Genomic DNA, 12,079 nt, shown 5'->3' on the forward strand with positions numbered 1-12,079 from the left:
CAACTATTCTAATACATTTTTTAAAAACTAGGTAACACTAGAAGATATGAAAAATATTTATAGAAGCATTAAAATTAGCTTATTTCTTCTTCTTTTTTAAAGATATATATAAAAATAACAAAAACAACAACAAACATGGATCGTGCAACTGTTACACCATTCCATTGGGGAGATTGCCACATTAAAAACCATTCACCTCCGATGGTGTTAAAAGCAAAGAACCACATAATAAGATTTAACATTAATCCTATTACTGCGAATTTTTTTGCATTGTGGAACAATTTAATACTTTTATTAAAGTTTTTAAGCATAAAATAAGATCCTATCCAACCTAAAATAGCAGTAAGCATTTCATAGGCGATTAACGAAACATAGAAAATGGAATGAATTTCAGGTGATGAAATTGACCGCCATAAGAGTTGGTTATTTTTAAATGTAGTATCCATAAGTAATACATGTTTGACAAATTCATAATTTGAATTGAAGTCTAGAATATTGTTTATTGCTACAATGCTCATATAAAATGAAAACATAAACACAAATACTATTTTGCAAAGACGTTCTAATTTTTGCATTTGAAACATAAATATATCCTTTAATTGAAAAAGATTTTAAAACTTATTGAAGAAAAATTTGTAAAAATTAGTTTTTTCTTCCAAGGTAGAAACTGATTTTTTACAATCAACAAAATTTTAAAATACTTTAAAATAATAAATACATCAATTTATTTTATGATATATATTATTTATTTATTTTTTAATAAATAAATTATTCAAATTACATCTGCAATAAAATTAAAGAATATAATTTCTTAAAAATGAAAAATAAATTAATAGATAATATAAATTTTATTGTCTTGCATAATTAATGATTAAGTGTTAGTTATCTTTGATTTTTCCTGATCGAATTTGCAACCTAGCTATTAACTGAATTCATTTTTAAATGGAGAAAAAATATGAGTTCTATTGAAAAAAAAAAGAATATTCTTTTAATTATTGCTGATCAATATAGATACCCAGGAAAATTAACAAAACAACAAGAAGGATTTGATAATCATTTAAAAGCAATTCTAGGATTTCAAGATGAAATAACCTCTGATAATCCTTATCTCCAATTTTTCCCAGGATTATTAAAGTTAAGAAAAAATGCTGTTGTTTTAAAAAATCACATGATTGCTTCGAGTGCTTGTGTTCCCAGTCGCTCTGCACTGTTTACTGGACAATATGGAACTAGAACAGGTTTGACCCAAACAGATGGAATTTTTAAAAGTGGTGATGCATTTCAATTTCCGTGGTTAACAAAAAACGGTATCCCTACTTTAGGTAACTGGATGCAGTCAGCGGGTTATAGAACGCATTACTTTGGTAAGTGGCATATTTCTCATCCCTCTGTTACCTCCTTAAAAGAATTTGGTTTCAGTAATTGGGAACTTTCATATCCTGAGCCACATGGTTCTTTGATGAATAATTTAGGAATTTACCGTGACCCAATTTTTGCAAGTAGTGCCTGTAATTTTCTGCAAAGAGAAGCTTTAGGCGCGCCATATGGTATTTCTGTTTCTGTTCAAGAGGAGAATGATCCTTTAGGAGAAGTTCCAAATCCTGCAAAAACCGCTCCATGGTTTGCAGTTGTTTCATTTGTTAATCCGCATGATATTGCAACTTATCCTGCAGTAACAGCTCGAGCTCTTCCAAGTACAAATCCAAATGTAAATAGTTCCCAGTCGCCATTAGGGCCATTGGAAGTTCCAAAACAAGGACAACGTTCTTTAGTTCCTTTAGCTGGAAGTATGCAAGTAGAACTTAATGAATTTGGATTTCCTCAAGCAAATTCAAATTTAGTACCTACTCTTTTGGAATCTTTAAATGATAAACCTTCTTGTCAGAAAGATTATGCTTACAAAATGGGTTTAGCTTTAAGTGCAAAAATGGGGTTAAATGAAGCAAAAAGTGTTGCTGCCAATGGAACAATTTCTCAAGAAAATATTCTGAATTATGCTGTTAATGTTGCTTTAAGAAGTTCGATTCCATTTGCTTTGACAGAAAATAAGGAAGAGGTTTCAGCAAAATTTATTCAGTTTTATGCTTACTTGCATAGCTTAATGGATGTGCAAATCAATAAAGTTTTACAAACTCTGGAAGAAACAGGTCAGGCAGATAATACAATTGTTATTTTTGTTACTGATCACGGCGAATATGGGGCAGCGCATCATATGATGATGGAAAAATGGCATTCTGCTTATGATGAGGTAATTCATGTTCCCGCAGTAATAAAACTTCCTCCTTCAATGCAAGCATCATCTTTGCGGGAAAATGGTATGAGAGAAGTGCATTCATTAACAAGCCACATTGATATTTTACCTACTATTTTGGGTCTAGCAGGAATTTCAGAAACAAAAAGAGAAGAAATTGCACAAACAACATTAAAAAATCGTCCAAATCCACCATTGCCGGGAATTGATCTTTCTTCAATTATTTTAAATCATCAACATGATGGAATTGTAAAAGAGAAAGATGGATCTAAAAGACAAGGAATTCTTTTTATCACTGATGATGAAATAACAGCTCCATTGTCGCCGAGTTCATGGCAAGCTTATGAAAGCTTAAAATTAGAAGAATATAACGTTTATAAAGCTGCTGTAGAAGCTGTAAGGAAAGGGACATTTCCTGGAAAATTCGTAAGTGAATTAGAACCAGGAGCGGTAAAACAACCAAACCATGTTCGCTGTGTCCGAACTCATGAGTATAAATTGGTAAGATATTTTGATCCATCAGGCGTAGAAAAAGATGAATGGGAAATGTACCATTTAAATAATGATCCAGCAGAATCCATTAATTTATTGGAGTTTAAAATTTCGCCTCCAACAGCGAAAGAAAATTTACCTGAGTGGATCAGTAAAGAAACGGTACAAGAAGTTGCTGGAAGTTTGTTGAATTTATTAAATAATTTAGAACAAAAAAATTTATAAATTCATTTGACAAAGTTAAATTAACAGGAATTAAATCACTGTTAATTTAACTTGAATATTATTGCGTGTAGCATTTGAATAAGGACAAACGATATGAGCCTTATCAACAATTTCTTTTACTTTGCTTTTATCCATATTAGGAACATGAATTTTTAATTCAACTTCAATTCCAAAGCCATTTGGAATTGGACCAATTCCTACATTTCCTTCAATGCTGGTGTCTGCTGATAGTTGAACTTTGTCAACTCCTGCCACATGCCGCATAGCACCTAAAAAGCAAGCGCTGTATCCCATTGCAAACAGTTGTTCTGGATTTGTTCCTGCTCCGCCATCACCACCAAGTTCTTTTGGAACTGAAAGGCTTAACTTAACTTTACCGTCTAAGGTCTCAGCTTTTCCATCTCTTCCACCTGTTGCTTTAGCACTTGTGCTATATAAAACTTTATCTAACATAAAATATCTCCCATAAGTCGTGTTATATTATATCTTTTACGATATAAAAATTCTAAAAAAAATCTAAACTTTGCTTACTTTTAAAGCTGTTCTCAGTTTTACCAAACCTTGTATAACTTGCTCTACTTCTATGGCATTAAGGTTGCTAGAGTTTTCTAACACTTGCGGTATGAATTTAGCTTTAACTTCAAGGTTTCTGCCAGCTTCAGTTAATGAAATATTGACCTGCCTTTCATCAGTTTTTTCACGCCTCCTTTCAATAAGTTTGAGAGTTTCTAACCTCTTTAAAAGTGGAGTAACTGTGCTTGTTTCTAAAAATAAACTAGAACAAATCATGGAAACAGTTTGAGGTTGTTTTTCCCATAGTAAAAGCATGACCAAATACTGAGGATATGTAATTCCTAACTCTTTGAGTAGCTTATAATAAACTCTATTAAAAGCAAGAGAAGTAGAATACACCAAAAAACAAAGCTGTTTGTCTAATTCTAGAGTCACAAAAACCTCCTAAACACATAATACATCGTTTTAGATTATATTGCAAGCGATATAAACATCTTTTTTCCTCCTTGTTCAAATTTCAAACATACTGAATAAATTAGGGAAGAGAACTATAGCATAACATAATAAGCTGAATTTATTGGAAAAAAAATTAAGGAATTTCATGTTCAAGTACATAAAATCATTATTAAATATATTTTCCCGGTTAAAAAGTTCTTTTGTGATTGTAATAATTTTAACACAGTCACTTATAATAGGTCTTAGTTATCAACTCATCCAAAGCAGTATCAAAGCATTATATGCACAAAATTTTGAGATGGAACAATGAATTTCTAAAATTATAAATAGAATAATAGCAAATGAAATTGATAACTCAATTCCTTTAATAGAATCATTAAAATTAAATAATGAAATTCTTCAAAATTTTTCAGCGAAAAATAGGAAAAAATTATTTGAAATTACCTCACCAATTTGGGAGAAAATAAAAAATTTAGGGTATTCTGAATTTTCTTTTCAAATTAATGATGGAACAAAAATAACGCACTTTTTAAGTGTAAATCAGCCTGAATATTTTGGTGAAAACGTTTCTTATCAACCACTAGTAATTGCAGCAAATATGAAAGGAAAAACAGTTTATGCTTTAGAGCAAGGACAAAGTGGCTATGGATTTAGAACTATTAGTCCTATGTTTTTAAATGGCAAACATTTAGGTTCTATTGAATTAAGTGTAGACATTGGAAAAAATTTATTAAATTTATTAATAGATATTATTCCTGGAAGTTGGGGAATATATAAAGTAGATAGAGGAATTGGTTCATTAAACGATAAATTTTTATTAGCTTCTAACGGCGATGATATTGATGGAGAATTTAAAAATATTTTACCTCCTGAAAATATTTTAAATAATCTAAAAATAAATGAATCATTTATTGATTACAATTGGTCAGCAAAAAAAACGAGTTTATATTTAGCAGTTATCAATTCAGATGGAAAAATAGCGCTTATCTTAAAATATGTACATGCATCTAATATTTATAATCAAATTTTGAATATGATTATTTTTTCTGTAGTAATATGTTTTTTATCATTATTTTTATCTAGCGGAATTTTATTATTTTTAAATCATTTAATTTCAAATCCAATTAGAAAACTTGTTAAAGAAACAGAAAAAATTGGTAAACTACAGCTTGATGATGAAATAAACTTTTCTAATAGTTTAAAAGAAATAGATGAATTAATTGAGTCTACAAAAAAAATGAAGGTTGGTTTAAGGTCATTTCAAAAATATGTTCCAGCAACTTTGGTTAGGCAATTAATTGAAACTAAACAAGAAGCAATTATTGAAGGAACGAGGAAAAATATAACAGTATTTTTCTCAGATGTCGCTGATTTTACATCTATTTCGGAAACTTTAACTCCTAACGAATTAACTGCGCAGCTTTCAGAATATTTTAATATAATAAGTAATACAATTATTAAATATAATGGAACTGTAGATAAATATATTGGTGATGCAGTTATGGCGTTTTGGGGAGCACCAATAGAATTAACAAATCATGCTGAACTTGCTTGCAAAGCAGCATTAGAATGTCAATTAAAATGCGAAGAATTAAATATTAATTGGAAAAAAAATGGTAAAAAAGAATTTAAAACAAGAATTGGAATTAATTCTGGCGATATTATTGTTGGCAATATAGGTACTGATTTAAGGTTAAGCTACACTATTATTGGTGATGAAGTAAATTTAGCCAGTCGTTTAGAAAGTTTGAATAAAACTTATGGCACTAAAATAATTGTAAGCCAAAATACAGTTGATCAACTTCCTGATGACTTTGCACTACGTGTTTTAGATTATGCAATTGTGAAAGGGAAAACTTTACCTGTTACTATATATGAACTCGTTGCAGAAAAAGGTGACATAGCTGCCATAGAACTTGAGCTTCTTAAAACCTTTAATAAAAGTATAGAGCTTTATAAAGAGAAGCGTTGGGATGAAGCTATCGAATTATTAGAAGATTTACTTATTGAAAGACCAACAGATAATGCAATAAGAATTTTTATAAAACGTTGTACTCATTTTAAAGAGCAACCTCCCCCCAATAAGTGGCGGGGAGAATTTATTTATTCAGAAAAATAATAAAGAAGAAATTGAAATTGAAAAATAATGAATAAATGATTATTGAAAAATGCAGAATGAATAAATGTAAGAAAAATAAATTAATTTTTTATTGTAATAAATGAAAAATAATTAAAGAAAATAATTTAATTTTATATTGATTTGAAATTTATTCAAATTGAAAAGAAATTAGGATGATTGGAAAAACTAATATTATTTTGGTTGTTTCTGAGAATGTATCAATTTCAATATTTCCTCCATGATTTCTCAATATACTATCTGCAATTGAAAGACCTAGACCTAAATGTTTTTTTTCAGATTTTGTTGTAAAAAAAGGAGTTTTCATTTTATCAGAGATTTCTTTCGGGATATTTTTTCCTGAGTCTGTGATAATAATCTTAAAATCATTTTCTCCTAATGAAAAATCGATATTAATCCACCTTTCTCTCAGAGGTAAAATAGCGTCCCTTGAATTAGTTAAAAGCTGCCATAAAGCTTGAACAATTCTATTATACTGACATCTTAAAGAAACTTGAGGAATTGACATCACTTTGAGATCTATTTCACTTACTTTAAAATTTTCATAACATAAATTTAATGTGGAATGAATTATATTTTTTAATTCAACATCTTTGAATATTTTTATATCAGACTCATTAGAAAATTCTTCTAGCGTACTTATTATTTCTGATATTCTTCGACTTGATTTCATAATATCCTCACAGCATTTTCTGTGAATAGAAAGATTTATTTCGTTACTTTTTGATAAAATAGATGAAATTATTCCTATTATAATTTGTAACGGATTTTTAATTTCATGCGCCATTCCATTAGCCATGTCTAATAGAGCTGTTAGTTTTGATTTTTCAATCAACTCTTTTTCACGAATTTTTTTTTCAGTAATATCAAGTCGCATTGCTATAAATTTAATTATATTCCCTTTTGCATCTTGAATTGGAGTGATAGTATTATATTCATAGTATATTTCACCATTCTTTTTCTTATTGCAAATTTCACCACGCCAAACTTTTCCTTCACTAATTGTTTTCCATAAATCTGAATAAAAAGAGGAGGTATGGAATGATGAACTCACAATTTTATGAGTATTGCCAATTAATTCTTCTTTACTATAACCTGTAAGTTCGCAATATTTATCATTTACAAATGTAATTTTTCCTTCACGATCTGTAACTGTTATTATGGCAGATTCATCAAGTATAGTTCTTATTTCTCGTTCTTGCTGTAAGGCTTTAGCAGCAATTTTTCTGCAATCTGATTGAACATAACTAAATATATTGCCCATTATAAAGAAAAAAATTATAGATGCCCAACTTGTATGCTGTATATCATTTGGTTTTGGAAAAATAAGTTCAGGGGCAAATCCATATATTGCTAAAACTATGGATAATACTGTTGCAATAAATCCTGCTAAATAATCTCCTGTGATCAAAGATGCAAAAAATACTGCAGGATAAAAAGCTATAAAAATAGTTGTACGAAATGTAGTATAAAAATACCATTGTATTATGAATGCACATAATACAATACATATTGCAATTAAAATAGAATTGCTTTGGCTTGGGGTTTTAAATAAAAATTTTAGTACTAAACTTTTTTTAAGTATCATATCTTACCTAGATTAGAATACAAAAGAGGTTCGGATAGATATTTGAAAACTTAAAATGTTTTATGGAAGGATTAGTTAAAAAATCATTATCTGCGAAATGCGCTTCAAGATAAAGTAATCATTATCAATTAAAAGCAAAAGGCTATTAATTGATAACTTTTTTTACAAACTCAGATTTCAACTGCATCGAGCCAAATCCTTCAATTTTGCAATCAATATTATGGTCGCCTTCATGAACAAGTCTAATAATTTTTACTTTTGTCCCAACTTTAATTGATGAAGAAGAGCCTTTTACTTTTAAATCTTTAATCACAGTTACAAAATCCCCATCCTGGAGAATATTTCCGTGTGCATCTTTAATTACATTTAATTTTTCTTTAGTTTCGTCAGAATTTGAAAGTTTTGGCCATTCATTTCCACATTCGGGACAAATAAATAGTGCAGCATCTTCATAAGTGTAGTTAGAATTACATTGAGGGCATTGAGGTAAATTAGTCATTTTTTTTCCTAAATATGTAAAAAACGGTAGAGAATATTTGTTCTCTACCGTTTTTGTTTACAAAGTTTATTGTAGAAGTAAATTAGTTAGCTGCAGGAGCGGCTTCAGCAACTTTTACAGCATTTGGTTCAACAAACTCAATAATTGCTCTACGCGCATGATCTCCTGGACGGAAACCAAGTCTTAGAATACGAGTATATCCACCATTTCTTTGCGCGTTAGCTGGAGCTACACGAGAAAAGAGATCTCCAACGCTTTTCTTGCTATAAAGCGTAGAAGCAGCTGCTCTACGAGTATTTACGCTGTCAATACGTGCTAAAGCAACTAGAGGTTCTACAACTTTTCTTAGTTCTTTTGCTCTTTCAAGAGTTGTAACAACTGTGCCGTGCTCAATTAATTGAGTTGCCAATCCACGAAGTAATGCCTTACGTGCAGCTGAATCTCTGTTTAATTTTCTATGTGCTAAACGATGTCTCATTTTCTTCCATCCTTAATCAGACTAAATTCTATCCCTTAGTTTAGTAGGGTCAAATCCCTCTATCTTCATGCCAAGATGGAGTCCCATTTCAGCAAGGAGGTCTTTAATTTCGTTCAATGTCTTACGACCAAAATTTTTAGTTTTAAGCATTTCAGCTTCTGTCCTAATCACAAGCTCGCCAATATAACGAATGCCAGCATTTTCAAGACAATTAGCAGCTCTCACAGAAAGTTCAAGTTCGTCAACCGACTTATAAAGATTCTCATTCAAACGCGCATCCACTTGAATAGAATCAACTACTTGAACTTCATCGTCAGCCTCTTGGAAATTGATGAAGATAGAAAGCTGATCTTTAAGGATTTTAGCTGCATAAGCCAAAGCGTCTTCAGAAGTAACAGCACCATTTGTACTGATTTCTAAGATAAGTTTGTTATAATCAGAGCGCTGACCAATACGAGTATCAGATACACTGAAGCTAACTCTTTTCACAGGTGAAAAGACAGCATCAATTGGTATAACACTTAGTGGTAGGCCTTCTTTTACTGCATCACTTGTCAAATAACCTTTACCAGTTCGAACAGTGATTTCTGCCTTAAATCTTCCGCCTGCACCAACTGTGCATATAATGTGATCAGGATTTAATACACGCAGAGAGCCGTCTGAGATGATATCGGAACCTCTGACAACTTTAGGACCAACAACGTCGATAACAGCAGTTTTTTCACCTTCCGTATCGAGCCAAACGTCTAAAGCTTTTAAGTTTAAAACAATCTCTGTAACATCTTCTGAAACGTCAGGAACTGTCGAAAACTCATGCTCTACTCCTTCAATGCGCAAACCTACAACAGCAGCACCTTGAAGAGAAGAAAGCAAAACACGACGCAATGCGTTACCTAACGTAGTACCGAAACCACGCTCAAGAGGCTTAGCTATAAATCTCCCAAAAGCAGAAGAAATTTCTTCTTTTTCAATAAACTGCGGCTTTAACAGCGCCTTCCAGTTGCTCTGCATTATTGACTCCGTCAACTTTTCCGTTTCTTATTTTGCCCCAAAGTACCTTATGAGCTTTTATTTATATAAAGGCTCAACTTTCATGTTCCAATGCAAGACTTAGAAATTATTAAATAAGTCGCATTAAAAAACACGAATGAGTGTTACAAGCTGACTTGTAACACTATTTTTAACATTTACCAAGAGAAAACGATAAAGCATTAAACTAATAACACCAATTTATCTCTTGTGTTAAAAGTTTGACTGCCTTATCCATTAGCTTAAAAGTACTGTCAAAATAAACCAGAACCTTTTAAAAGTTCAGTAAGAATGAGACACCCTAATCTGCCAAATATATTGAATCAAGAATTTAAAAGACTTAGAGATTAAAAATAATCTCTAAGCGTTTTTTTAACAACTCTTGAGTCAAATTCATAGACTTTAAAAATCTATTATACTCTACGACGTTTTGGTGGTCTGCATCCATTGTGTGGAACTGGAGTTGCGTCTTTGATAAGCGTAACTTTAATTCCTGTTGCAGAAATAGCACGTACTGCTGATTCTCTTCCAGAACCAGGTCCAGTCACTATAACTGAGCAACTTTTCATACCACAATCAATAGCTTTACGAGCAGCGTCTTCTGCAGCAACCTGTGCTGCAAATGGAGTGCTACGACGAGAGCCTTTAAAGCCCTTGCTACCAGCACTAGACCAAGTGATAACATCACCATTTGCATCAGCAAAAGTAACAATAGTATTATTGAAACTTGCTGAAATGGTTGCTATACCGGTTGGAACATTGCGTTTTACACGCTTTTTCTTTGTTACTACCTTATTCATTATCAAAATACCTCACACCTTAGAAGTTACTTCTTCTTGTTCGCAACTGTCTTCTTAGGACCCTTACGTGTACGCGCATTTGTTTTTGTTCTTTGTCCACGAGCAGGTAATCCCTTACGGTGACGAAGACCACGATAACAACCTAAGTCCATTAAACGTTTAATATTGGACTGAACAAGACGACGCAAATCACCTTCTACTGTGTGGTTTGTATCAATAAGTTTTCTTATGGCGTTAATCTGATCGTCGCTGAGATCTTGGGTGCGAGTGTCTCTATTAATAGACAATTGATCCAGAATCTTTTGAGAGGATTTACGACCAAGACCATGTATATACGTAAGCGAAATTTCGATACGCTTGTTACGCGGAATGTCAACGCCCGCAATTCTTGCCACAACTAACCTCCGAAATTAATTAACCTTGACGCTGCTTGTGTTTTTTATTTTCACAAATAACTCTAACTACACCAACTCTACGAATCACTTTACATTTGTCGCAAATTGGCTTTACACTAGCTCTAACCTTCATTAGTAAAAACTCCTAGTAAAAACTCACAAAACTTTTATTTAGATCTAAAAACAATTTTAGCTCTAAATCGACCATCTTTCGTCTTATCATTTGGATTTAGTTCAACTTTTACTCTATCACTAGGTAAAATATTGATACAATTCATTTTCATGCGACCTGATACATGAGCTAAAACCTTGAGACTATTGTCGAGTTCTACTATAAACAAATTGTTAGGTAACTTTTCAGCAACGATACCTTCCAATTCAACCTTTCTAGGTTTGTCATCATCATCCAACTCAACCCTTTTGGCATTGTCTTCTTCGTCAAACTTCGCCTTTTTAGGTTTATTATCATATTCAGCCATTTACGTTCATACTCCAATGAGAACAAAGAGTGTTATTGGGTATCCCAATCCGCTGCTTAAATCAAGTTCAATCTTTACTTTCTTAATAAAATTGATACAATTTCAGCATAAACGATCTCGGGGTGTTGTAACCCATCAACAACGCATAAATTATTCCTATCAGCATAAAAAGAAATTAAAGGCTGTGTTTCTTGTTGATAAACTGTAAACCGTTTTTTAACAGTTTCTGGTTCATCATCTTTGCGGCGAAACATAGTGCCAACTTTTTCACAACTGGTACAAATATATTTTGAGATATCTGTTTGATGTGAAAGTGACTCAATTTTTCCACACGCGGAACAAGTCCATCTCTTTTCAAATCTCTCTATTAATTGATCAAGTTCTGCTGATAGAGAAAGAACTAAATCAACTTTGCTAGAAAACTTACCAATAAGAACATCAAATTCTTTTGCTTGCGAAAGATTTCTTGGAATACCATCAAGCAAAATGACATCACTTTGTTTGAGGTTCATTTGGTTAAGTGCACTTTCAAGGCATTCAAAAATTGACTTATCATCAACTAAATGACCTGATTCAACAATGCCCTTAACTTTGATGCCAAGAGGCGATTCAGAAGCAATTTCCTGACGAATAATTGCGCCAGTTGAGATATGCTTAACTCCAAGACGTGAACTAAGTAAGGAGCATTGAGTTCCTTTGCCAACGCCCGGAGGGCCTAAAAAAATGATTACCTTCAT

The 12,079-nt window shown here is 31.9% G+C and carries 14 protein-coding genes; 2 read left to right on the top strand and 12 right to left on the bottom strand.

Annotation, left to right across the window (positions count from 1 at the left end; genetic code table 11):
• Positions 1–74: 74 nt before the first annotated feature.
• Positions 75–584, bottom strand: coding sequence for a DUF2165 family protein (locus GOY08_RS06575; RefSeq protein WP_158998104.1), 510 nt, complete (start codon positions 582–584; stop codon positions 75–77).
• Positions 585–955: 371 nt separating this feature from the next.
• On the opposite strand from GOY08_RS06575, the gene GOY08_RS06580 reads away from it, so the two are divergent.
• On the top strand, positions 956–2,968 hold the full coding sequence (locus GOY08_RS06580) for a sulfatase-like hydrolase/transferase (protein WP_158998105.1): 2,013 nt from the start codon (positions 956–958) through the stop codon (positions 2,966–2,968).
• 30 nt (positions 2,969–2,998) lie between these two features.
• Here the strand turns inward: GOY08_RS06580 and GOY08_RS06585 are convergent, their stop codons facing one another.
• Both GOY08_RS06585 and GOY08_RS06590 read right to left on the bottom strand, forming a co-directional pair.
• Positions 2,999–3,421 carry an organic hydroperoxide resistance protein gene (locus GOY08_RS06585; protein WP_158998106.1) on the bottom strand — a complete coding sequence of 141 codons (423 nt, stop codon included), beginning with the start codon at positions 3,419–3,421 and terminating at the stop codon, positions 2,999–3,001.
• A 63-nt stretch (positions 3,422–3,484) separates the two neighbouring features.
• Positions 3,485–3,916 (bottom strand): MarR family winged helix-turn-helix transcriptional regulator, encoded by a 432-nt coding sequence (locus GOY08_RS06590; RefSeq protein WP_158998107.1) that lies wholly within the window; start codon positions 3,914–3,916, stop codon positions 3,485–3,487.
• A gap of 388 nt (positions 3,917–4,304) precedes the next feature.
• On the opposite strand from GOY08_RS06590, the gene GOY08_RS06595 reads away from it, so the two are divergent.
• Positions 4,305–6,056, top strand: coding sequence for an adenylate/guanylate cyclase domain-containing protein (locus GOY08_RS06595; RefSeq protein WP_407947664.1), 1,752 nt, complete (start codon positions 4,305–4,307; stop codon positions 6,054–6,056).
• Positions 6,057–6,204: 148 nt separating this feature from the next.
• On the opposite strand, the gene GOY08_RS06600 is transcribed toward GOY08_RS06595, so the two are convergent.
• The 9 genes from GOY08_RS06600 to GOY08_RS06640 all read right to left on the bottom strand — a co-directional run bounded on the left by GOY08_RS06600 (position 6,205) and on the right by GOY08_RS06640 (position 12,079).
• Positions 6,205–7,662, bottom strand: a complete 1,458-nt coding sequence (locus tag GOY08_RS06600; protein WP_158998109.1) for a PAS domain-containing sensor histidine kinase — start codon at positions 7,660–7,662, stop codon at positions 6,205–6,207.
• Positions 7,663–7,807: 145 nt separating this feature from the next.
• The gene (locus GOY08_RS06605; RefSeq protein WP_158998110.1) at positions 7,808–8,161 is read right to left on the bottom strand and encodes a zinc ribbon domain-containing protein YjdM; all 354 of its coding nucleotides are present in this window, start codon (positions 8,159–8,161) and stop codon (positions 7,808–7,810) included.
• An 82-nt stretch (positions 8,162–8,243) separates the two neighbouring features.
• Positions 8,244–8,639 (bottom strand): 50S ribosomal protein L17, encoded by a 396-nt coding sequence (gene rplQ / locus GOY08_RS06610; protein ID WP_158998111.1) that lies wholly within the window; start codon positions 8,637–8,639, stop codon positions 8,244–8,246.
• A gap of 21 nt (positions 8,640–8,660) precedes the next feature.
• Positions 8,661–9,650, bottom strand: coding sequence for a DNA-directed RNA polymerase subunit alpha (locus GOY08_RS06615; protein ID WP_158998112.1), 990 nt, complete (start codon positions 9,648–9,650; stop codon positions 8,661–8,663).
• 431 nt (positions 9,651–10,081) lie between these two features.
• Positions 10,082–10,468 carry a 30S ribosomal protein S11 gene (gene rpsK, locus GOY08_RS06620; protein WP_158998113.1) on the bottom strand — a complete coding sequence of 129 codons (387 nt, stop codon included), beginning with the start codon at positions 10,466–10,468 and terminating at the stop codon, positions 10,082–10,084.
• 26 nt (positions 10,469–10,494) lie between these two features.
• Positions 10,495–10,863: a 30S ribosomal protein S13 gene (gene rpsM / locus GOY08_RS06625; protein ID WP_158998114.1), complete on the bottom strand. Its 369-nt coding sequence runs from the start codon at positions 10,861–10,863 to the stop codon at positions 10,495–10,497.
• 19 nt (positions 10,864–10,882) lie between these two features.
• A complete protein-coding gene (gene rpmJ, locus GOY08_RS06630; protein WP_130610638.1) occupies positions 10,883–10,996 on the bottom strand; it encodes a 50S ribosomal protein L36 in 114 nt (37 codons plus the stop codon).
• Between the two features lie 34 nt (positions 10,997–11,030).
• Entirely contained in the window at positions 11,031–11,273 is a 243-nt protein-coding gene (gene infA / locus GOY08_RS06635; protein WP_235899664.1) for a translation initiation factor IF-1, read from the bottom strand.
• A gap of 143 nt (positions 11,274–11,416) precedes the next feature.
• A complete protein-coding gene (locus GOY08_RS06640; RefSeq protein WP_158998116.1) occupies positions 11,417–12,079 on the bottom strand; it encodes an adenylate kinase family protein in 663 nt (220 codons plus the stop codon).

It is taken from the genome of Pigmentibacter ruber (genome assembly GCF_009792895.1).
Lineage (GTDB): Bacteria > Bdellovibrionota_B > Oligoflexia > Silvanigrellales > Silvanigrellaceae > Silvanigrella > Silvanigrella rubra.